The sequence below is a fragment of the Streptomyces sp. NBC_00878 genome, assembly GCF_026341515.1.
Taxonomy (GTDB): domain Bacteria; phylum Actinomycetota; class Actinomycetes; order Streptomycetales; family Streptomycetaceae; genus Streptomyces.
This window is the reverse complement of sequence record NZ_JAPEOK010000001.1, coordinates 1,869,153-1,891,519: the sequence shown is the minus strand read 5'-3', so window position 1 is coordinate 1,891,519 and position 22,367 is coordinate 1,869,153. Positions and strand designations below refer to the sequence as shown.

Genomic DNA, 22,367 nt, shown 5'->3' with positions numbered 1-22,367 from the left:
GGCATGCGTATCGCCACCTGGAACGTGAACTCGATCACCGCCCGTCTCCCGAGGCTGCTGGCCTGGCTGGAGAGCAGCGGCACGGACGTGCTGTGCCTCCAGGAGGCCAAGGTCGCGGCCGAGAAGTTCCCGGTCACCGAGCTGCGCGAGCTGGGCTACGAGGCGGCGGTCCACGCGACCGGGCGGTGGAACGGCGTCGCGGTGATCTCCCGCGTAGGCCTCGAAGACGTCGTCAAGGGCCTGCCCGGCGATCCCGGTTACGACGGCGCAGAGGAGCCCCGGGCCGTCTCCGCGACCTGCGGCCCGGTCCGCGTCTGGTCGGTCTACGTGCCGAACGGCCGCGAGGTGGACCACGCCCACTACGCGTACAAGCTCCAGTGGTTCGAGGCCCTCAAGGCGGCGGTCGCGGGCGACGCGGTCGGCAGCCGCCCCTTCGCGGTGCTGGGCGACTACAACGTGGCACCGACGGACGACGACGTCTACGACGTGGCCGCCTTCGAGGGCCTCACCCACGTCACCCCGGCCGAGCGCGCCGCCCTCACCTCCCTGCGTGAGGCGGGCCTCGCGGACGTCGTCCCGCGCCCCCTCAAGTACGACCACCCGTACACGTACTGGGACTACCGCCAGCTCGCCTTCCCCAAGAACCGCGGCATGCGCATCGACCTCGTCTACGGCAACGAGCCCTTCGCCAAGGCGGTCACCGACGCCTACGTGGACCGAGAGGAACGCAAGGGCAAGGGCGCCTCGGACCACGCCCCCGTGGTAGTCGACCTGGACGTATAGCCCTCAAGGGGCGCAGGGAACTCCACGACGGACCCGCAGTCGAACGCCCTGTAGGGGCGCGGGGCTGTGACATATGCGGCTCCGCCGCGTGGGCGCGCCCAGCCACGACGAACCGGCAGTCGAAGCGAGACCCCACCAAGAAGAGCCCGCGCCTACAACAGCCTCAGGTCCACCGACTCAGCCAGCGCAGCAAGCCCCGCATCCCCAGGATGCAGATGATCCCCGCTGTCATAGGCGGGAAGCATCCGCGCGGGATGCGAAGGATCCCGCAACACCACATCGAAGTCGAGCACCCCGTCGAACCCGGCCCCACCCCGGATCCACTGGTTCACACCGACCCGCTCGGCATCAACCGCGGCGGTGCATCGCGCTTCCCCCTCGCAGGGCGCGATCGTCGCCACCAGCACCCTCAGCCCCCGCGCACGGGCCCGCTCGGCGATCTCCACCAGCCCGGCCACGACCTGCTCCGCCTTCGCTCCCCAGCGGACGTCGTTGACTCCCTGGAAGACGACGACGGTACGTGCCGACGTCTGGGCGAGGACGTCCCGGTCGAGCCGATGGAGCGCGCTCACCCCACCTGTGTCCGTGGAGACACCATCACCCGTGTAGCGGTCGCTCACCACACGGTTCGCCGAAATCCCATGGTTGAGGACCCCATAGCGCGGGACCACACTCTGATTCAGCAGCCGTGTCGCGAGCACATTGGGCCAGCGCCGGTTGGCGTCCCGGGTGGACTTCTCGCCGTCCGTGATCGAGTCGCCGAGCAGGACGACGGATCCGGGCCCGCCGCCCACGTCGACACCGCTCAGCAGCGGCCACGTGCCGATCGTCGAGGTGTACGCGTCCGGGGTGCCGTCCCCGGCATGGTCGCCCGGCGTGCTGACGTACGACTGCTGGACGGCCAGGCTGTGCACGGGCGCCGCCGTCACCGTCCCGGGCAGATGGAAGCTCACGAGCAGATTGGCGTCCGCGGGCACGTCGAAGCCCAGCGGATCGCTGAACGCCTGTGCTCCTGCCGGGATCTCGGTGCCCGCCGCGCCCTGGAACGACAGCGGCACGGGCGTGCTCCGCGGACTCGCGCCGGACGCCTGGACGGCCACCGTCGCGCTGCCGATCCGTACGGGCGCGGCAGCGAAGGTGTTGTCGAGCCGGATCCGTACCCGAGGCCCGCCCGCCGAGGTGTGCACCACGAGCCGCAGCGTCCGGTCCGTCCACGGCCCGACCGCCGGGTAGCCCGAGGTCGATGCGGCCCAACTCCCGGTCCAGTCAAGGGAGTCGGCGCGCACCGAGAGCGCGAACACATGCAGGTCGCCATTGCGCGGCAGCTCCACCGAGGCCACCTCGCGCCCTGCGGCGAGCGGCACGGTCACGACGTACAGCCGTGCTTTCTGGGCGAGTTGACCACCGGGCGTGTTGATGTGCGGCAGCGCCACGGCCTTGGTGGCGAGCGGGCCGCCGCGCCAGTCGGACGCGGTCAGCCGGTACGAGGAGAGCGAGCCGTCCGCGTACCGCACCACACCCGTACCACTCGCGGCGGCACATTGCTTCGCCTCCGGGGCGCTCCAGTCGGTGCCGGGACCACGACCGTGCTCAACCCTTCGGGCCTCCGCGCGCTCGTGGTCCCGGCACCGACGCGCCCCTGCGTCTCCGCGGTCGCCGCCGGTGCCCGCCACGAGGAAGGCGAGTGCGTCACCGCGACCACCGATCTGTACGGACTGGCCGTCGGCGCGTACGTTGTCGGGCTCGCCCGCCGTCCGGCGGGGCCACTTCAGCCGGGCGCCCTGGACCGTCAGAGAGCGTCCGGGCGTCCAGCCCGCGGCGGTCAGGTCCTGCGCCGACAGGGAGTTGCCCGAGCCGTCGAAGTCCGCCTCCGCGGGCCGCGCGTCGTCGCTGACGGCGGTGTTGTCGAAGAGCCGCTCCAGAGGCAGCGGCCCCTTCTTGGCGGGCGCCGCGGGCAACGCGGGCAACCCGGGCGGTGCGGGCAACGCCGGCGACGCGGCAGTCGCGGGCACCGACACCGTCACCACGAGCAGAGCGAGAACGACGGTCCTACCCCACACACGTCGGCGCACACCGACTCCTCCCGGTCGCAGATCACGTACAGATCACTCACGGACTACTGACAGCTTGCTGACGAGGTGTGACAGATGCACCGTGAAGCTAAGGAGGTGGCAGACAAGCGTCAATGAGCCGGGCGCGAACTCGGCGCGAACTCCCTGGGAACAGGCGTACCGCGTGCCCTGTGGTGCGCCGGGCGACAGGGATGACAGGCTGGGAGTATGAACATCCCTTTCCTGGGCAACTGGCGCAAGAAGCGGGGCCCTGCCGGAGGAGTTGCGGTCTTCTCCGACACTGAGAGCGACCGCGAGGGGGTGGCCGAACTGCTCTCCGAGTGCGAACTGCTGCGCTCCCAGGCACATCAGGCGGGGGTCGAACTCGACGACTCCGCCGCCTCGTTGGAGGCGCTGGACCAGCTGGTGCCGCGCTGGCGCGACGACGAGGAGAGCCTGCCCTGGCTCGGCAACGACGCCGGCCTCTACCTCGGCACGGTCATCGTGCGCACGGTCCCCGGCGCTGTCTGGGACATCTGGCCGGGCGGCGAGCCGGTCGTACGACTGGCCTCCGGCCGTGAGTTCGACGTGGTCTCCGTGGGCCACGACTGGGCGGCCAGCGGTGCCCCCGAGCTCTCGCAGCTGTACGCCGAGGTGGCGGAAGCGTAAGACCCTGGCCTGGACTGATGCCTTAAATACGGCTAATGCCCGAAAAGTGCGTGTCGGGTGCTGACTCCACTCTTATGTGGATAGCTTGCGGGAATCGCGACACAGCTGAGAGTGGGTAGGGCTGAGGATGGCCGTCGATCCGTTGATCGAGCTGCGTGACGTCAACAAGTACTTCGGGGAGCTGCATGTCCTACAGGACATCAACCTCACCGTCGGCAAGGGGGAGGTGGTCGTGGTCATCGGCCCTTCGGGGTCGGGAAAATCGACTCTGTGCAGGGCCATCAACAGGCTGGAGACGATCCGTTCCGGGGAGATCAAGCTCGACGGGAAGCTGCTGCCGGAGGAGGGCAAGGACCTCGCCAGGCTCCGCGCCGAGGTCGGGATGGTCTTCCAGTCGTTCAACCTCTTCGCGCACAAGACGGTCCTGCAGAACGTCTCGCTCGGTCAGATCAAGGTCCGCGGCCGTAAGAAGCAGCAGGCCGACAAGCGCTCGCTCGAACTCCTCGACCGCGTGGGCCTCGTCTCGCAGGCGCCGAAGTACCCGGCCCAGCTCTCGGGCGGCCAGCAGCAGCGCGTGGCCATCGCCCGCGCCCTCGCCATGGACCCCAAGGCGCTCCTCTTCGACGAGCCGACCTCGGCACTCGACCCGGAGATGATCAACGAGGTCCTGGAGGTCATGCAGCAGCTCGCGCGCGAGGGCATGACGATGATGGTCGTCACCCACGAGATGGGCTTCGCGCGCTCGGCCGCGAACCGCGTCGTCTTCATGTCCGACGGCCGCATCGTCGAGGACCGCACCCCCGAGGAGTTCTTCACCAACCCGCGCAGCGACCGCGCCAAGGACTTCCTCTCGAAGATCCTCAAGCACTGAGCGGGGGCGCGACCATGACCACACCCCCGATTTCACTTTCGTTGTCGGCTCAACTCCACGCCCCCGGCGCGGAGTTGACGAAGGCCCCCGACTGCGGTGGGGAGTTGCTCCATGCCGACGGGCCGACCGCGCCGAACCTCGACTACGATATGCCGTTCACTCCCGTGGTGATGGGGACGGAGGCCGTGGACACCACCCCGGCCGAACCAGGGACGCTGCTGCCGGGCACGCGGTAGCGAGGGGCAATGACCCGCCCGGCAGCAGCCGGAGATCACTGCTCGCGCAGCGGTACCGACACGTACGACAGGTCGGCCGCGGGCGAGGAGAAGGTCAGCTGCGCGCCGGTCGGGTTGTGCTCGATGTAGAGCGGGTCCACCGTGTCGACGACCAGGGCGAGTCGATGTCCTGCCGGGACGTCGTAGGCCGTGGAGAACAGTTCCAGGTCCACGCCGAACGGCATTCCGGGCGTCTGCCCGTGGAAGGTGTACGGCGCGTTGCTGACCAGCTTGCCGAGGCCGAGCGGGCCCACGTCGTAGAGGTACGCGACGAGGGTGCCGCTCGCCTTGGTACTCGTGAGGGTTGTGTGCAATTTCGTGGTGCCGCGCACCCGTTGGGCGCTCGCGTACCTCTCCGACTGCCAGACCGCGGCGTACCGGCGCGGCAGCAGCGGGATCGACGCCACCGGCGGCAGCCGGGTGAGCTGGTCGAGGATGCTGGAGAGGAAGATGATCCCGCCGTCCGCGCCCGAGTTGACGTTCGCGCGGATCGTGGTGGAACCCGCGAGGGTGATCTTCTTCCGCGTCGCGCCGACCGACTGCCAGTCCGGGTAGCCCTCGTAGCCGCCCGTGGAACGGGACTTGAGCTGGACCGCCTGCTCGCGGTCGATGCCGTTGTCCACGCCCTTGAGGTAGTGGTCGAACCAGCGGCTCGTGTCCGTCCACACGTCGTTGGGGAGTCCGAACAGGCCGGTCGCCTCGGCGGTGGCGTGATCGCCGGGCGGAACGCTGGGGGCCCGGACTAGGTCCGGGCCCCGATCACTGCGTGGGCCCAGTGCTGGGTGCGGCCCGATTGGAGTTCTCTCCCGCATGGGCGGGAGACTCTCCCCTGGATCGCTCCGGGGAGTTGGACGGCGCTTGCGTCCGTCTGGCGACGGCCCTCCCGGCCACCGAGGTAGCTGCGAGAGCTACCCATGTCGTCCAACGGCTTGGTTGTCGCCACCGGACGAACCAAACTCTATCAGGGCAAGTGGGCGTTTCCTGCCTGGAGTTGAGAGACTGAGGGTGGCAACCGCCTTGATCCGCGGGTCGTGCGCGGCGGCGAGCAGGCTGATGCCGGCACCGTACGAGACGCCCGCCATGCCGATGTGCCCGGCGTCGGACGGGGTGTTGGCGAGGGCCCAGTCGATCACCTTGGAGGCGTCGGCGATGTCGGGCGGGCCCGCGACTTCGATCTCTCCGCCCGACTGCCAGAAGCCGCGGACGTTGTAACTGACCACGACGTAGCCGGAGTCGGCGAGTTTCTGGGCCTGGGCGAGGTACTGGATCTGGGGCAGGCCCCAGCTCGTGGGCAGCACGATGAGCGGGTAGGCGCGGGAGGTGTCGGCGTTCGCGGGCAGGACGACGTTGGCCTTGAGGACCGTGCCGCCGTCCCCGGTGATGTCGACGAACCGGACGGCGGCGGGGGCCGCCTGTGCGGCGGGGGCGAGCCCGAGGGCGGTGCCGGCGATCAGGGTCGCTGAAACGGCTCCTATGGCGGTGGTGCGCAGGGTCTTGCGCGGGTTTCCCACAAGTCACTCCTCACGCGTGTAAGTGCCAAAGTGACTCGACGGTAACCGCGCCGACTTACCGCAAGTAACCCGTCGGTAAGTTACGCGCGAGTAACGATTGTTGAAATGTGCTGAAACCTAGGAGGCGCGATGGCTGTTGCGTGTGGCAACCGCAGGTAGCGGAGTCTGCGCGGCGCGGGTGACGTCCGCGACGAGCTCGACGACATCCGGCCCGTACGCCTGGGAGTTCACGACCTTCAGGAGGAGTACGAAGGAGTTCTTGCCGTGCTTGCGGGCCAGCCGTTCGTGATTGCGGGCGACATAGCGGGTCGCCGCCTGGTTGGTGATCGCGCGCTGGCCGCAGAAGAGGAAGACGGGCCGTGCCGTGTTGCCCGCGGTGAGCCGGGCCAGGATCACGTACTCGCCCTTGCCGGGCTCCAGCCGGTAGCGCTCGCTGCCGATCTGGAACGCGCCGCGGTCCGGGCCCGGTTCGGGGTCGACGTTGACGCCGATGCCCGGCAGCAGCGAGTGCAGATGCGCGGCCATGCGACGGTTCGACGAGGGGCCGCCCACGCAGAACTCCGTGCGCTCCCCGAAGCCCTGCTGCGCCGCGTCGTGCGCGACGACCTGGGCGTGGGCGCCGCAGTCCTTGATCAGGGCGGCGAGTTCGAGCAGCGCGAAGACGTCGTAGCGCATCACCGTGAGTTCCGGGCCACCGGCCTCGCGGTTGACCACGAGGAGCGACTCGGAGTTGTCGGGCAGGCCGAAGAATGCCTGCTTGCGGCGCAGCTTGCGCTTCCACAGATACGTACGGGCGAGCCAGCCGAGCGCGGCGCTGAGGCCGGCCGCGACCACGCCGAGGACGATGTTGCGTACGTCGTCATTCATGGGCGCGCATGCTAGCGGGCAGGTGTACCGGTGTTCGAGAGGGGCCTGACGCGGCCATGCCCAGGCGGTTACGCTGCGCAGACGTTCGTTTACTGGAGGTACGGATGGGGCGTTCGGTCGCGCGGAGTCTGGCTGTGGTGGCGGTTTCGGCCGCGGTGGTGTCGGTGGGGGCGGCGGCGCCTCCGTCCTCAGGGTCTTCGGGGGGCGGCTCAGGCCCGGCGAAGGTGCCGGTCGCCGTCGGATACGGCGGGGCCGTCGCGAGCGTGGACGCGGACGCCTCGGCGGCCGGCATCGAGATCCTCCGCAAGGGCGGCAACGCGGTGGACGCGGCCGTCGCCACGGCGGCCGCGCTCGGCGTCACCGAGCCGTACTCCTCCGGCATCGGCGGGGGCGGCTACTTCGTCTACTACGACGCCAAGTCCCGTACGGTGCGGACGATCGACGGCCGTGAGACCGCGCCCCTGACGGCCGACTCGGGGCTCTTCCTGGAGAACGGCCAGCCGATCCCGTTCGCCGACGCGGTGACCAGCGGACTGGGCGTGGGCACGCCCGGGACGCCCGCCACCTGGCAGAAGGCGCTGGACAGCTGGGGCAGCCAGCGGCTCGGTTCGCTGCTGAAGCCCGCGGAGCGGCTCGCGCGCGACGGGTTCACCGTCGACGCCACGTTCCGCTCGCAGACCGAGTCCAACGAGGCGCGGTTCCGGAACTTCCCCGACACGGCCGAGCTGTTCCTGCCGGGCGGTGCGCTGCCGGTGGTCGGCTCGACGTTCAAGAACCCCGACCTGGCCCGTACGTACGAGGAGCTGGGCCGCAAGGGCGTGGGCGCGCTCTATCGCGGGCAGCTGGCCAAGGACATCGTCGCCACGGTGAACAAGCCGCCGGTGGACCCGGCCTCCGGCTACAACGCGCGCCCCGGCGAGCTGTCGCTGAAGGACCTCGCGGCGTACGAGGCGAAGCGGCAGGCGCCCACGAAGACCTCGTACCGCGGGCTGGGCGTCTACTCGATCGCGCCCTCGTCCTCCGGCGGCACCTCGGTCGGCGAGGCCCTCAACATCCTTGAGAACACCGACCTCTCGAAGGCCACGGACGTCCAGTACCTGCACCGCTACATCGAGGCGAGCCGGATCGCCTTCGCGGACCGGGGGCGCTGGGTGGGCGACCCGGCCTTCGAGGACGTACCGACGAAGGAACTCCTCTCGCAGAAGTACGCCGACTCGCGCGAGTGCCTCATCAAGGACGACGCGGTGCTGACGAGCCCGCTGGCACCCGGCGATCCGCGCGATCCGGCGGCGTGCGCGGCCGGTGGCACGGCCGCGCCGACGACGTACGAGGGCGAGAACACGACCCATCTGACGGCCGCCGACAAGTGGGGCAACGTCGTCGCGTACACCCTCACCATCGAGCAGACCGGCGGCAGCGGGATCACCGTTCCCGGCCGCGGTTTCATCCTCAACAACGAGCTGACGGACTTCTCCTTCGCGCCGGCGAGCCCGGCCGTGCACGACCCGAACCTGCCGGGGCCGGGCAAGCGCCCGCGCTCGTCGATCTCGCCGACGATCGTCCTGGACGGGCATGCCAAGCCGGTGGTGGCGCTGGGCTCGCCCGGCGGCGCGACCATCATCACGACGGTCCTGCAGACGCTGACCGGGTTCGTCGACCGAGGACTGCCGCTGGTCGACGCGATCGCCGCGCCGCGTGCCAGCCAGCGCAACCAGACGACCACCGAGCTCGAACCGGGCCTGTGGAACAGCCCGTTGAGGACTCAGCTGGAGGCTCTCGGCCACGGATTCCGGCAGAACCCGGAGATCGGCGCGGCGACCGGCGTCCAGCGCCTCCCCAACGGCAGGTGGCTGGCGGCGGCGGAGACCGTACGCCGGGGCGGCGGCTCGGCGATGGTGGTGCGGCCGGCGTCGTAGGCCGGGGGCCGTCGGATCCGTACGGGGTCGGCAGGACGCTGACAGCGCGCCGGCAGGATGTCGGCGGCCTGTCAGCGGGCCGTCAGGATGCGCGGCCCCGCGTCCGTGATGGCCACGGTGTGCTCCGCGTGGGCCGCTCGGGTGCCGTCGTTCGTGCGGAGGGTCCAGCCGTCGGGGGCGGCGTGGTACGCGTCGGTGCCGCCGGCGATGAGCATGGGCTCGATGGCGAGGACCATGCCGTGGCGCAGCGGGAGGCCGCGGCCGGGCCGGCCCTCGTTCGGGACGGCCGGGTCCTCGTGCATGCGGCGGCCGATGCCGTGGCCGCCGAAGCCGTCCGGGATGCCGTACCCCGCCGTGCGGCACACCGTGCCGATCGCGTGCGCGATGTCGCCGATGCGGTTGCCGACGACGGCCGCCTCGATGCCCGCCGCGAGGGCGCGCTCGGCGGTCTCGACGAGGCGCAGGTCGGCGGGGCGCGGCGCGCCGACCACGAAACTGAGCGCCGAGTCGCCCGCCCAGCCGTCGAGTTCGGCGCCGAAGTCGATCGAGACCAGGTCGCCGTCGCGCAGGCGGTAGCCGGTCGGGATGCCGTGCACGATCGCGTCGTTCACGGAGGCGCAGATGACGGCCGGGAAGGGCACAGGGGCGAAGGAGGGCCGATAGCCGAGGAACGGGGAGCCCGCGCCCGCGTCCCGCAGGACCTGGTGCGCGACCTCGTCCAGCTCCAGGAGCGAGACACCGACGTCGGCGGCCTCACGCACCGCCGTGAGGCCCCGGGCCACGACCTGGCCCGCTTCGTACATCGCGTCGACAGACGTGTCCGTCTTGAGTTCCACCATGCCAATTACTATACCGGTCGAGGCTTGTGCGGTGGTCTCCGCCCGCCTATTCAAATAACGGTCGCCGGTACTAGGGTGGGCGCATGGTACGAACCCCGCTGACCCCTGAAGAGCGAGAGCGCGGCGAGCGGCTCGGGAAGCTGCTGCGCGAGGCCCGTGGTGGCCGCAGCATGGTGGAGGTCGCCGCGAGCGCGGGCCTCTCCGCCGAGACCCTCCGTAAGATCGAGACGGGGCGGGCGCCGACTCCCGCCTTCTTCACGGTGGCGGCGCTGGCGCGCGTGCTGGGTCTCTCGATGGACGAGATCGCCGGCAGTTGCGCACTTGCCCCGGCGTTTACGCTGGGATGACGTGAGGATGACGCCGTGTCACGTCCAGGGTCCCTCACATCACGTTCCGGGTGGTTAACCGCACTCTGCGTCCGGGTCGCAAACTGGTTGTAGCTGTTCCGTAATACGAACGGTGTTTTCTATCGAACCGGAATACTCCAGTCTGGCGTGGGGTGAATGCAATGGCGGTGGAACAACTCCCGGGCCAGGTGCGGGAGTTCGCGCAGTATCTCAAGGGCTTGCTGTCCCGGCTCGACCAGGGCGGCGGCTGGTGCGGTGTGTTCTGGCAGCGCGACCCGGAGGGGATGCGTGCCTGTCTGGACGGCACGGAGGTGCCGCCCTGGGACATCGTGGGGGCGGTCCTCCAGGATGTCGCCGCGGAGTACGGCGACCGGGCCGCCGCCCAGGAGACCGAGCGGGCGCGGGCGTTGCACGGCGCGTCGCTCGCCGCGTACGACGCGCGGCCCGGTGGCCGCGACGCCCTCAGCGACCGCCTCGACGTCACGCTCCGCGAACAGCGCTACGCCGCCGAACGGCTCTCGGAGCTGGGCAGTTCACTCCGTACGGCCGCCAACCAGGACGAGGCCGAGCTGCTCCGCATCGACCTGGCCTGGGCCCGCGACGACTATGACCGTGCGACGGCCCGCTGCGCCGAACTCCGTTCCCGCATGGAGGAGCTGGACCGGCGCGCGCTGGGCGGTCACGCGCGGGGAGCACTGACCATCCCGCCCGGCGACAGCGGCGGCGACGTCTTCTGGGTCGAGGAGCCCCAGGGCGACCGGAGCGATGGCGGCTCCGATCGGCCGTCCACCGGACGCGTGGGCAGACAGCGTTCCGCGCCGGAGAATGACGACTGGCCGGACGACTGGCCCGACGTCTGGCGCGACGCGTCGGCGGACCGGACCGATGGACAGCAGACCGGCCAGGCCGCCGGAGGGACCGCTGAACCGGCCGCTGAGCAGGCCGCCTGGCAGGCCGCGGCCGCCGTCTTCGACGCCACACCGCGCCCCACAGCCGCCCCCGAGGCCGAATCCGAGCCGGAATCCGCATCCGTACCCGCCGACTCGGCGGACGAGGCGGCAGCCCCCGAGTCCGCCAAGGCGGCCCGCGTCCCCAAGCAGCGCTCGAAGCGCCGTCCGCGCGGCAGCGCACGGTTCGCCGGCGTGACGGAGGAGGACGCCGCAGCCCTACCCGCCATGCCCGTGCCGCCCGGCGCCGAGCGCACGCTGCGCGGGGCACGCTTCGCCGGAGGTGACAAGGAGCGCGAGGGGTCGAAGCCGCGACGCGAAGCCCTGGGCGACGAGGCCCGGCAGGTCACCGTCGAGACCGTCACCACGCTCGTCCGACTGCGGCGCGAGGGCCACACCGGCGAGGCGCACGCCGTACTGGTCGAGGCCGCGTACTGGCCCGCGGCCCGCTTCCCGCTCCTCGCCGCCGAACTCCACCGCGCGGGACTGGGCGCCGACTGGGCCACCCTCCTCTGGGAGGCCGCCTCCCTGCCCGCCGACCGCATGGTCGCCGCGGCCGACGCGCTCGTCGCGGCCGGCCGCACGGCCGACGGCCAGCAGATGCTGCGCCAGGGGGTCGCACGCCCCGCCTCCGAGATCAGCGAGGCCGTCCTGGCCCTCGCCGACGAGGGCCGCCACCGCGAGGTGCGCGCCCTCCTCGACGCGTACGTCCGCATCCGTACGCCCGAAGACGCCGCCCGCAGCGTCGAGGCCGACCCGCCCCGCCTCATCCCCCTCCTCCTCGAAGCGTCCCGCCACGTCTCGCAACAACGCCACTGGGACCTGACCCACGCCCTGAGGGTGGCGGGCTACACGGCGTGAGGTGAGCCGGTGCCGGGCCGGCCGGGATGTGTGTTTGCGGCGCGCCCAGGGAAGGTCACCTTCCAAGCTCAGGCCCACCCACCAGGGGCGCGGGGCTGTGACATCGTGCGACTCCGCCGCGTGCGCGCGACCAGCCCACGACTACCCGCACCCGCCGACACACCGGACCCCACCACCTCGCGTAGGCGCCCCGCCAAACCGCCGGAGGCCAACCGCTAACCCACGAGGGTAGGAAACATGATCGACTCCGCCGGTTAACGACGATGGTCTTGCCCAGCGCCGCGCCGCCGCCTACTTTCGGGGCTCTACGTCCATCATCTACGGGCGTAGAGGCTCTCTGACGTCCCGTCGAAGGAGCAGCTCATGGCCAACGTCGTACGCGCCGCTCTGGTCCAGGCCACCTGGACCGGCGACACCGCATCCATGGTCGCCAAGCACGAGGAGCACGCCCGCGAGGCGGCCCGTCAGGGCGCGAAGATCATCGGATTCCAGGAAGTCTTCAACGCCCCCTACTTCTGCCAGGTCCAGGAGCCGGAGCACTACCGCTGGGCAGAACCGGTACCGGACGGCCCCACCGTCACCCGTATGCGGGAACTGGCCCGAGAGACCGGCATGGTCGTCGTCGTCCCGGTCTTCGAGGTCGAGCAGTCCGGCTTCTACTTCAACACGGCAGCGGTGATCGACGCCGACGGCACCTACCTCGGCAAGTACCGCAAGCACCACATCCCCCAGGTCAAGGGCTTCTGGGAGAAGTACTACTTCAAACCGGGCAACCTCGGCTGGCCCGTCTTCGACACCGCGGTCGGCAAGGTCGGTGTCTACATCTGCTACGACCGGCACTTCCCGGAGGGCTGGCGCCAGCTCGGTCTGAACGGCGCGCAGCTCGTCTACAACCCGTCGGCGACCTCCCGGGGCCTGTCCGCCCACCTCTGGCAGCTGGAACAGCCGGCCGCCGCCGTCGCCAACGAGTACTTCATCGCCGCCATCAACCGTGTCGGCGAGGAGGAGTACGGGGACAACGACTTCTACGGGACGTCGTACTTCGTCGACCCGCGCGGCCAGTTCGTCGGCGAGACCGCGAGCGACAAGAACGAGGAGCTCGTCGTCCGCGACCTCGACTTCGACCTGGTCGAGGAGGTCCGACAGCAGTGGGCCTTCTACCGGGACCGCCGCCCCGACGCCTACGAAGGACTGGTGCAGCCGTGACGACAGACGCCTCCCAGAGCCAAGCCCACACCTCGGCCAAGCACCTGTACCAGCGCCACCAGTCCGTTCTCCCCGACTGGCTCGCCGTCTACTACGCCGACCCGATCGAGCTCACCCACGGCGAGGGCCGCCACGTCTGGGACGCCGAGGGCAACAAGTACCTCGACTTCTTCGGCGGCATCCTCACCACGATGACCGCGCACGCCCTGCCCGAGGTGACGAAGGCCGTCAGCGAGCAGGCCGGCCGGATCATCCACTCCTCCACGCTGTACCTCAACCGGCCGATGGTCGACCTCGCCGAGCGGATCGCCAAGCTGTCGGGCATCCCCGACGCGCGCGTGTTCTTCACGACCTCGGGCACGGAGGCCAACGACACCGCCCTGCTCCTCGCCACCGCGTACCGCCGCAGCAACCAGATCCTGGCGATGCGCAACAGCTACCACGGCCGTTCGTTCAGCGCGGTCGGCATCACCGGAAACAAGGGCTGGTCGCCGACCAGCCTCTCGCCCCTCCAGACGCTGTACGTGCACGGCGGCGTCCGCACCCGCGGCCCGTACGCCGAGCTCGACGACACCGCCTTCATCGCGGCCTGCGTCGCCGACCTGGAGGACCTGCTCGGCCATGTCCGCTCGCCCGCGGCCCTGATCGCCGAACCCATCCAGGGCGTCGGCGGCTTCACCGCACCGCCGGACGGTCTGTACGCGGCGTTCCGCGAGGTCCTCCAGGAGCGCGGCATCCTCTGGATCGCCGACGAGGTGCAGACCGGCTGGGGCAGGACCGGCGACAACTTCTGGGGCTGGCAGGCGCACGGCCAGAACGGTCCGCCGGACATACTCACCTTCGCCAAGGGCATCGGCAACGGCATGTCCATCGGCGGCGTCGTCGCCCGCGCCGAGATCATGAACTGCCTGGACTCCAACTCCATCTCGACGTTCGGCGGCACCCAGATCACCATGGCCGCGGGCCTCGCCAACCTCACGTACCTCCTGGAACACGATCTCCAGGGCAACGCCCGCCGCGTCGGAGGCCTGCTCATCGAGCGGCTGAGGGCCATCGCGGCGCAACTGCCGGGCGTACGGGAGGTCCGGGGCCGCGGTCTCATGATCGGCATCGAGCTGGTGAAGCCCGGCACGGATGAGGCCGACCCGGACGGGGCCGCCGCCGTGCTCGAAGCGGCCCGCGAGGAAGGCCTGTTGATCGGCAAGGGCGGCGGGCACAACACCAGCGTCCTGCGCCTCGCCCCACCGCTGTCGCTCACCGTCGCGGAGGCCGAGGAGGGCGCCGCGATCCTGGAACGCGCTCTGCGGAGTACTCAGTTCTGAGTTACTCGGTTCTGAGGGGCACTCGGTTCTGACGAGCCGCCAGTTCTGGGGAGCAGTCAGTTCCGAGGAGCGTTCAGCAACGCAAGATTGAAGGTTCGCCGCATGACCACCGCCTTGGAACCCGCCCTGTCGGTCCGGCAGGTCCTCGCGCTGGAGCGGGTGCTCGCCGGGGAACCCGAGGTGGTGGCCGGCGCCGGCCAGCTCGACCGGCCCGTGCGCTGGGTGCACGTCGCCGAGGCCGCCGACGTCGGCGTGATGCTCAGCGGCGGCGAGATGGTCCTCACCACCGGGGTGCTGCTCGCGGGCGACCCGGAGGCCCAGGCCGAGTACATCCGCTCCCTGCACCGGGCGGAGGCCGCGGCCGTCGTCCTCGGACTCGGCCGGGCCTTCCCCACACCGCCCGAGGTGATGTGCCGGGCGGCCGAGCGGTGTGGGCTGCCCATGGTGGTCCTGCACCGCCCGTTCCCCTTCGCGGAGTTGACCGAAGAGGTCCAATCCAGGCTTGTACGAAGGAAGTTCGCGGCCGTCAGCCTGTCCGAGTCCGTCCGGACGGCGCTGACCGGGCTCATCACGGCGGGCGCCCCGCTGCAACGGATGCTCGACGAGATCACCTCGCACAGCGCGTGCCCCGTCGTCGTCACCAACCTCGCCCACCGCGTCCTCGCCACGGCGGGGGAGCGGTCCGCGGTCGACGACGTGCTGCGCGACTGGGAGCGCATCGCGCGGCAGGCCGGCGGCAGTGAGGGCGACGGCTGGGTCCGTGCCGAACTGGGCGGGCGCGGCGAGCGCTGGGGCCGCATCGTGCTGTGCGGCTACCGCGGCGACGCCGCCACCGGACGGCTGCTCGCCGACCGCGCCGCCGAGGCCCTGGTGCTGCACCGCATGCTCGGCGGCACCGCGCACTCCTCCTGGGAGGAGCAGTCCGCGCAGAGCCTGCTCACCGACCTCGTCTCCGGCGTCGTACCGGCCCGGCAGCTTCTGCCCCGGGCCCGGGCGGCCGGACTGCCGGTCAACCGCCGGACGTTCGTGCCCCTGGTCGTACGGGACGGAGAGGCGGCCCAACTCGACCGCGTACTGCGACTGTTGGGACTCCCCGGACTCGTCGCCGAGCTGGCCGACGGGGCCACCGCCGTCCTGCTGAGCCTGGCCAGGGACCAGGACGCCGAGGCCCTCGCGGTGCGCTTCGCCACCCGGCTGCGTATGGAATCCGGTGGCGGCACGGCCGACGGCTGCAAGGCCGTCGTCGTCGCGGCGGCGGACGCGCGGACCGGGTGGGACGACGTACCCTCCGGGCTGCGCGAGGCCCAGCACGTGGCCGACGCCGTCGCCGAGAGCCCCGCCGGACTCGACCTGCCGGTCGTGGTGCGGCTGCGGGACGTACATCTGCGCGGGCTGGTCCGGCTGCTGCGGGACGACCCGCACGTCCAGTCCTTCGCCGAGCGGGAGCTGGACGGACTGCTGTGCGGGGCCGACGCGGAGTCGGAGCTGCTGCCCGTGCTGCGGACGTATCTCGCCAGCGGCCGCAACAAGTCGCGTACGGCGCAGCTCCACCATGTCTCCCGGCCCGCGCTGTACCGGCGGCTGGAGGCGATAGAGGCGCGGCTCGGCGTCGACCTCGACGACTTCGAACAGGCCGCCTCCGTGCACATCGCCCTCCTCGCACACGACGCGCAACAAGGCTGAGACTCTCTCCGCGCAACAGCTCCGAAACATAGGAAGACCTGGGAAAACGGTGGTGAAACATGGGCCTTCGCAAGGGTGACACCGTGGAACGCCACACGCCCACAGACGTGACACGCTGCAACTCAAAGCAGCCCTGGGGACTTCCTAAGCTCGCCGCACACCGAGCGACCGGAGGTCCCGATGAGCAGAGTGATTCGCGCCGCCGTCTTCCAGACCGCATGGACGGGCGACAAGGAATCGATGATCCAGGTCCACGAGCAGGCGGCCCGCGACGCGGCCGCACAGGGTGCTCAGGTCCTGTGCTTCCAGGAGCTGTTCTACGGGCCCTATTTCTGCCAGGTCCAGGACAAGGCGTTCTACGAGTACGCCGAACAGATCCCCGAGGGCCCGATCGTCCAGCGCTTCCAGGCACTCGCCAGGGAACTGGGCCTCGTCCTCGTGCTGCCGATGTACGAAGAGGAGCAGCCCGGCGTCCTCTACAACACCGCGGCGGTGATCGACGCCGACGGCTCGTACCTCGGCAAGTACCGCAAGCACCACATCCCGCAGGTCGAGGGCTTCTGGGAGAAGTTCTACTTCCGCCCCGGCAACGCCGGTTGGCCGATCTTCGACACCGCGGTCGGCAAGATCGGCGTCTACATCTGCTACGACCGGCACTTCCCGGAGGGCTGGCGCGCGCTCGGTCTAGCCGGGGCCGAGATCGTCTTCAACCCGTCGGCCACCTCGCGCGGACTGTCCGCCTACCTCTGGCAGTTGGAGCAGCCGGCCGCGGCCGTCGCCAACGAGTACTTCGTGGGCGCCATCAACCGCGTGGGCGTGGAGGAGCTGGGCTCCAACGACTTCTACGGCACCTCGTACTTCGTGGACCCGGAAGCCCAGTTCGTCGGGGAGGTGGCGAGCGACAAGGAGACCGAACTCGTCGTCCGCGACCTGGACATGGCCAAGCTCCGAACGGTCCGCGACCGCTGGCAGTTCTACCGCGACCGCCGCCCGGACGCGTACGAGCCACTGACGTCTCCCTGAGCGCGGATCACGTCGGAGGTTCCCGCGCCCCGGTTTTTTAGGGGCGCGGGGCTGCGTACATCATGCGGCTCCGCCGCGTGGGCGCGACCAGCCACGACGCACCCGCACGTACCCAACGGCCGCATTCCACCGGGGTGCCCACGACAGGAGAGGAAAACATGAGCAGCCGTACCGTCATCCGCGGTGGCCTAGTCATCACCGCGTCGGACGAACTCCACGCGGACGTCCTGGTAGAGGACGGCCGCATCGCCGCCCTCGCCGCGAGCGGCACCCCCGCCGCCGAGGCCTGGACGGCCGAGCGGACCATCGACGCCACCGGGAAGTACGTGATCCCGGGCGGCGTCGACGCCCACACCCACATGGAGCTGCCGTTCGGCGGCACCTTCGCCTCCGACTCCTTCGAGACCGGCACCCGGGCCGCGGCCTGGGGCGGCACGACCACGATCGTCGACTTCGCGGTGCAGAGCGTCGGCCACACGCTGCGCGAGGGCCTCGACGCCTGGAACGCCAAGGCCGACGGCAAGTGCGCCATCGACTACGCCTTCCACATGATCGTCTCCGACGTGAACCAGGAGACGCTCAAGGAGATGGACCTGCTGATCGAGGAGGGCGTCACCTCCTTCAAGCAGTTCATGGCCTACCCCGGCGTCTTCTACAGCGACGACGGCCAGATCCTGCGCGCCATGCAACGCTCCGCCGAGAACGGCGGCCTGATCATGATGCACGCGGAGAACGGCATCGCGATCGACGTCCTGGTGGAGCAGGCGCTGGCACGCGGCGAGACCGACCCGCGCTATCACGGTGAGGTCCGCAAGGCGCTGCTGGAGGCCGAGGCCACCCATCGCGCCATCAAGCTCGCCCAGGTGGCCGGGGCCCCGCTGTATGTCGTGCACGTCTCGGCGCAGCAGGCGGTCGCCGAGCTGGCACGCGCGCGCGACGAGGGCCTGAACGTCTTCGGCGAGACCTGCCCGCAGTACCTGTTCCTGTCGACCGACAACCTCGCGGAGCCCGACTTCGAGGGCGCCAAGTACGTGTGCTCGACGCCGCTGCGGCCCAAGGAGCACCAGGCCGCCCTGTGGCGGGGCCTGCGCACCAACGACCTCCAGGTCGTCTCCACCGACCACTGCCCCTTCTGCTTCGTCGGCCAGAAGGAGCTGGGCCGCGGCGACTTCTCGAAGATCCCCAACGGTCTGCCGGGCGTCGAGAACCGCATGGACCTGCTCCACCAGGCCGTCGTCGACGGACACATCTCGCGCCGCCGCTGGATCGAGATCGCCTGCGCCACCCCGGCCAGGATGTTCGGCCTGTACCCGAAGAAGGGCACGATCGCGCCGGGCGCCGACGCGGACGTGGTCATCTACGACCCGCATGCCGAGCAGGTCATGTCCGCCGAGACACACCACATGAACGTCGACTACTCGGCGTACGAGGGCAAGCGCACCACCGGCCGCGTCGAGACGGTCCTCTCGCGGGGCGAACTCGTCATCACCGAGCGGGAGTTCACCGGCCGTGCCGGGCACGGCGTGTACACCCCCCGCTCCACCTGTCAGTACCTTCTCTGAACGACTAGGAGTGGCGCCATGGACTTCGGACTTGTCCTGCAGACCGACCCCCCTGCCTCCCGCGTCATCAGCCTGATGAAGCGGGCCGAGCGCAACGGCTTCACGTACGGCTGGACCTTCGACTCCGCCGTGCTGTGGCAGGAACCGTTCGTGATCTACAGCCAGATCCTCTCCAACACCTCGAAGCTGAAGGTCGGCACGATGGTGACCAACCCGGGCACCCGCACCTGGGAAGTCACCGCCTCGACCTTCGCCACGCTCAACGACATGTTCGGCAACCGCACGGTCTGCGGCATCGGGCGCGGCGACTCGGCGATGCGCGTGGCCGGCCGCAAGCCCAACACACTCGCCCGGATCAGCGAGGCCATGAAGGTCATCCGGGCGCTGGGACGCGGTGACGAGGCAGACCTCGGCGGCACCGTGATCAAGTTCCCGTGGATCAAGCCCGGCGCCGAACTCCCGGTCTGGATGGCCGCGTACGGGCCCAAGGCGCTGAAGATGACCGGCGAGGAGGCCGACGGCTTCATCCTCCAGCTCGCCGATCTGTACCTCACCGAGTACATGGTCAAGGCCGTGAAGACCGCGGCGGCCGAGGCCGGACGCGACCCCGCCGACGTCAAGATCTGCGTGGCCGCGCCCGCCTACGTCACCGAGGACGACTCGCCCGAGGCGCTCGCCCACGCACGCGACCAGTGCCGCTGGTTCGGCGGGATGGTCGGCAACCACGTCGCCGACCTCGTCTCCAAGTACGGTGAGCACTCCGCCGCGGTACCCGACGAACTCACCGACTACATCAAGGCCCGTGAGGGCTACGACTACTCGCACCACGGACGCAGCGACAACCCCGACACCCAGTTCGTGCCCGACGAGATCGTCGACCGGTTCTGTCTGATCGGCCCGGTCGACAAACACATCGAGAAGCTGACCGCGCTGCGCGCGCTGGGCGTCGACCAGTTCGCTCTGTACGACATGCATGACGCTCAAGAGGCGGTCATTGAGGCGTATGGATCAACGGTCATTCCTGCCGTCAACGGTTGATGGTCAACTTCAGCAGTTGATGGCCGGTCTCGATGGTTGATGGCCGGTGTCAGCAGTTGATGGCCGGTGTCAGCAGTTGATGGCTGGTGTCGGTGGTTGATGGTCGACCCATCCATCAACCATTGACGGCATCCGCTCCACCTGTCCATCTGTTCCACCCACTCAAGTCATCCCCTTCCCGCCACCCCGGGGAGGGGACCGCACCACCCGACACGCACCACCCCCCACGACGCCACCCGCACGGCCTTTCCCGTCCCGCCTCATTGATTGGCCTGCTCATGACCGAAACCGTCCCCACGGGGCCGCCGATATCGCAGTCCGCCGACGCCGACGGCCGGATCGAACTCAGCCCCGGGGCCTTCCCCGACGACAGCCCCTTCGCCAACGAGGACCTGCGTCCCGTCCCGGTCGCCGAACGCAAGTGGACGACGTACAACTTCGCGGCGCTGTGGATCTCCATGGCCCACTGCATTCCCAGCTGGACCCTGGCCTCCGGCCTGGTCGCCCTCGGCATGGACTGGAAGCAGGCCGTCTTCACGATCGCGCTGGCCAACATCATCGTGCTGCTGCCGATGCTGGCCACCGGTCACGCGGGACCCAAGTACGGCATCCCGTTCCCCGTACTCGCCCGCGCTTCGTTCGGTCTTCGCGGCGCCAACATTCCCGCGCTGATCCGCGCCGCCGTGGCCTGCGGCTGGTTCGGCATCCAGACCTGGATCGGCGGCAGCGGCATCTTCGCCCTGGGCTCCAAGCTGACCGGCGGTGAGTGGGAGAACGCGGGCAAGATCGCGGGCAACCCGTGGCCGCTGTGGCTCTGCTTCCTGCTCTTCTGGGCGCTGCAGATCGCGATCATCTACCGCGGTATGGACTTCCTGCGGCACTTCGAGAACTGGGCCGCGCCCGTCGTGATCGTCGGCGCGTTCGCGCTGCTCATCTGGATCGCCGTCAAGGCGGACGGCTTCGGCGCGCTGCTCGACCAGCCCTCGAAGCTCGGCTGGGGCGCCGACTTCTGGCCGGTCTTCTTCCCGTCCCTGATGGGCATGATCGGCTTCTGGGCGACCCTGTCCCTCAACATCCCCGACTTCACCCGCTTCGGTGCCAGCCAGAAGGCGCAGACCTGGGGCCAGTCCCTGGGGCTGCCCACGACGATGACGCTCTTCGCGGTCCTCGCCGTGCTGGTCACCTCCGGCTCCGAGGCCGTCTACGGCGAGGCGATCTGGGACCCGGTCGCCCTCGCGGCCAAGACGGACAACGCCTTCGGCCTGCTCTTCGCGCTCTTCATCGTGCTGATCGCCACGATCTCCGTGAACATCGCGGCGAACGTGGTCTCCCCGGCGTACGACCTGTCCAACCTGGCCCCGAAGTTCATCAACTTCCGTACGGGCGCGCTGATCACGGGTGTCATCGGCATCCTGATCTTCCCGTGGAAGCTGATCTCCACACCCGAGTTCTACATCTTCACCTGGCTCGGGGTGGTCGGCGGTCTGCTCGGTACGGTCGCGGGCATCCTGATCGCCGACTACTGGATCATCCGCCGGACGGTCCTGCACCTCGCCGACCTCTACACACCCGGCGGACGCTACTGGTACACGAACGGCTGGAACTGGCGCGCGGTGCTTGCCTTCGCGGTCGGCGGCGTCCTGGCGGTCGGCGGCTCGTACTCGAACCTCGATGCGAAGGGTGAGAAGCTCGGCCCCTTCCCGACGGACGGACTCATCCCGTTCCTCAAGCCGCTCGCGGACTACGGATGGGCGGTCGGCCTCGCCTCGGCGCTCGTCCTGTACGTGGTGCTGATGGCGCCGTTGACACGGACCGAGAGGGAGGAGTCCGCGGAGTCCGCGGACAAGACCGCCTGACGACGGCGGGCCGCGCCCGGAGCCGGCTCTACTGAGCGGCCACCAGCGCGGCCATCGCCTCCTTGGCGGCCTTGATGGCGCCCTTGTTGATCTCGTCCGTACTGGGCGCCTTCTTCGACTCGAAGTCACTGCCGTTGTACGTGACGACCACCATGGCGTTGGACGCCTGGACGAACACCTGGCCCTCGCGCGTCTGCTGCTTGTCCTGGGTGGTGAGATTCACCACCGAGTAGGCCGCGTCACCGAGGCCGGGGACCGGCCCTCCGCCGCTCTTCTCCGTGGTGCGCTGCTTGTACGCGGTCTGGGCGGCCTGGTCCGATTTCTTGACTTCGTACGAAATGTCGAGCCAGCGGTAGTCGAAGCCCTTGAGCGCGTTCCACGAGCAGGTGCGGCGCAGCGACTCGTCGGTCGACGGGATCTCCTTGCCGGCCGTCTTGGCGCCCGGCACCAGAGAGGTAACCGTCTTCGCCGACACGCCCTTGCAGGGCACGGGCGAACTGCGGTAGGTGCGGCTCGCCGCCGCGGTCGACGGTGCGGACGGTGACGGTCCGCTGTCGGGGGTCGCCTTCTTCTCCGCGGCCGAGGTCTCGGCGAACGGCCCGGACGACAGGGACCAACCTGCCGCGGCGAGCACGACGACCGGCAGCAGACGCGCGGTGAGAGCGAGTGGAAGAGAACGCACGGCGCACATTTCGTGGGGGACGGTGCGGAGAGTCCGCACAGCGGACGGGACGCCAGTG

General features: G+C 69.9%; 18 protein-coding genes and 2 pseudogenes. 14 read left to right on the top strand and 6 right to left on the bottom strand.

The window, feature by feature from the left end; all coding sequences use genetic code 11:
- The first annotated feature begins 3 nt into the window (after nt 1-3).
- Nucleotides 4-783 carry an exodeoxyribonuclease III gene (locus tag OHA11_RS07715; RefSeq protein WP_266493314.1) on the top strand — a complete coding sequence of 260 codons (780 nt, stop codon included), beginning with the start codon at nt 4-6 and terminating at the stop codon, nt 781-783.
- Between the two features lie 152 nt (nt 784-935).
- On the opposite strand, the gene OHA11_RS07710 is transcribed toward OHA11_RS07715, so the two are convergent.
- Nucleotides 936-2,855, bottom strand: coding sequence for an SGNH/GDSL hydrolase family protein (locus OHA11_RS07710; RefSeq protein WP_266493312.1), 1,920 nt, complete (start codon nt 2,853-2,855; stop codon nt 936-938).
- A gap of 207 nt (nt 2,856-3,062) precedes the next feature.
- On the opposite strand from OHA11_RS07710, the gene OHA11_RS07705 reads away from it, so the two are divergent.
- From OHA11_RS07705 to OHA11_RS07695, 3 genes are all read left to right on the top strand, one after another.
- Entirely contained in the window at nt 3,063-3,503 is a 441-nt protein-coding gene (locus OHA11_RS07705; RefSeq protein ID WP_266493310.1) for a DUF6278 family protein, read from the top strand.
- A 127-nt stretch (nt 3,504-3,630) separates the two neighbouring features.
- Nucleotides 3,631-4,374, top strand: a complete 744-nt coding sequence (locus OHA11_RS07700; RefSeq protein ID WP_266493308.1) for an amino acid ABC transporter ATP-binding protein — start codon at nt 3,631-3,633, stop codon at nt 4,372-4,374.
- A 14-nt stretch (nt 4,375-4,388) separates the two neighbouring features.
- On the top strand, nt 4,389-4,610 hold the full coding sequence (locus tag OHA11_RS07695; protein ID WP_266493305.1) for a hypothetical protein: 222 nt from the start codon (nt 4,389-4,391) through the stop codon (nt 4,608-4,610).
- Nucleotides 4,611-4,645: 35 nt separating this feature from the next.
- Here the strand turns inward: OHA11_RS07695 and OHA11_RS07690 are convergent.
- From OHA11_RS07690 to OHA11_RS07680, 3 genes and pseudogenes are all read right to left on the bottom strand, one after another.
- A pseudogene (locus tag OHA11_RS07690) lies at nt 4,646-5,371 on the bottom strand (CocE/NonD family hydrolase C-terminal non-catalytic domain-containing protein); the annotation flags it as partial.
- 276 nt (nt 5,372-5,647) lie between these two features.
- Nucleotides 5,648-6,160 (bottom strand): annotated as a pseudogene (locus tag OHA11_RS07685) (alpha/beta fold hydrolase); the annotation flags it as partial.
- A gap of 117 nt (nt 6,161-6,277) precedes the next feature.
- Entirely contained in the window at nt 6,278-7,027 is a 750-nt protein-coding gene (locus OHA11_RS07680) for a hypothetical protein (RefSeq protein WP_266493303.1), read from the bottom strand.
- A 104-nt stretch (nt 7,028-7,131) separates the two neighbouring features.
- On the opposite strand from OHA11_RS07680, the gene ggt reads away from it, so the two are divergent.
- Nucleotides 7,132-8,943 carry a gamma-glutamyltransferase gene (ggt, locus tag OHA11_RS07675; protein WP_266493300.1) on the top strand — a complete coding sequence of 604 codons (1,812 nt, stop codon included), beginning with the start codon at nt 7,132-7,134 and terminating at the stop codon, nt 8,941-8,943.
- A gap of 71 nt (nt 8,944-9,014) precedes the next feature.
- Here ggt and map read toward each other — a convergent pair whose 3' ends face one another.
- Nucleotides 9,015-9,782, bottom strand: coding sequence for a type I methionyl aminopeptidase (gene map, locus OHA11_RS07670; RefSeq protein ID WP_266493298.1), 768 nt, complete (start codon nt 9,780-9,782; stop codon nt 9,015-9,017).
- A gap of 83 nt (nt 9,783-9,865) precedes the next feature.
- On the opposite strand from map, the gene OHA11_RS07665 reads away from it, so the two are divergent.
- The 9 genes from OHA11_RS07665 to OHA11_RS07625 all read left to right on the top strand — a co-directional run bounded on the left by OHA11_RS07665 (nt 9,866) and on the right by OHA11_RS07625 (nt 21,627).
- On the top strand, nt 9,866-10,129 hold the full coding sequence (locus OHA11_RS07665) for a helix-turn-helix domain-containing protein (RefSeq protein ID WP_266493297.1): 264 nt from the start codon (nt 9,866-9,868) through the stop codon (nt 10,127-10,129).
- 161 nt (nt 10,130-10,290) lie between these two features.
- A complete protein-coding gene (locus OHA11_RS07660) occupies nt 10,291-11,937 on the top strand; it encodes a hypothetical protein (protein WP_266493296.1) in 1,647 nt (548 codons plus the stop codon).
- Nucleotides 11,938-12,300: 363 nt separating this feature from the next.
- Nucleotides 12,301-13,143 (top strand): nitrilase-related carbon-nitrogen hydrolase, encoded by an 843-nt coding sequence (locus tag OHA11_RS07655; RefSeq protein ID WP_266493295.1) that lies wholly within the window; start codon nt 12,301-12,303, stop codon nt 13,141-13,143.
- Complete coding sequence (locus OHA11_RS07650) at nt 13,140-14,465, top strand: aspartate aminotransferase family protein (RefSeq protein WP_266493293.1); 1,326 nt, start codon at nt 13,140-13,142, stop codon at nt 14,463-14,465. The genes OHA11_RS07655 and OHA11_RS07650 overlap by 4 nt, the downstream gene beginning before the upstream one ends.
- A gap of 102 nt (nt 14,466-14,567) precedes the next feature.
- On the top strand, nt 14,568-16,148 hold the full coding sequence (locus OHA11_RS07645) for a PucR family transcriptional regulator (RefSeq protein WP_266493290.1): 1,581 nt from the start codon (nt 14,568-14,570) through the stop codon (nt 16,146-16,148).
- Between the two features lie 180 nt (nt 16,149-16,328).
- Nucleotides 16,329-17,171, top strand: coding sequence for a nitrilase-related carbon-nitrogen hydrolase (locus OHA11_RS07640; protein WP_266493288.1), 843 nt, complete (start codon nt 16,329-16,331; stop codon nt 17,169-17,171).
- A gap of 158 nt (nt 17,172-17,329) precedes the next feature.
- Entirely contained in the window at nt 17,330-18,733 is a 1,404-nt protein-coding gene (gene hydA, locus OHA11_RS07635; protein WP_266493287.1) for a dihydropyrimidinase, read from the top strand.
- 18 nt (nt 18,734-18,751) lie between these two features.
- Nucleotides 18,752-19,771, top strand: a complete 1,020-nt coding sequence (locus OHA11_RS07630; protein ID WP_266493285.1) for a TIGR03842 family LLM class F420-dependent oxidoreductase — start codon at nt 18,752-18,754, stop codon at nt 19,769-19,771.
- 278 nt (nt 19,772-20,049) lie between these two features.
- Nucleotides 20,050-21,627 carry an NCS1 family nucleobase:cation symporter-1 gene (locus tag OHA11_RS07625; RefSeq protein ID WP_266493282.1) on the top strand — a complete coding sequence of 526 codons (1,578 nt, stop codon included), beginning with the start codon at nt 20,050-20,052 and terminating at the stop codon, nt 21,625-21,627.
- A gap of 28 nt (nt 21,628-21,655) precedes the next feature.
- Here OHA11_RS07625 and OHA11_RS07620 read toward each other — a convergent pair whose 3' ends face one another.
- Entirely contained in the window at nt 21,656-22,318 is a 663-nt protein-coding gene (locus OHA11_RS07620) for a hypothetical protein (protein ID WP_266493280.1), read from the bottom strand.
- Between the last annotated feature and the right edge of the window lie 49 nt (nt 22,319-22,367).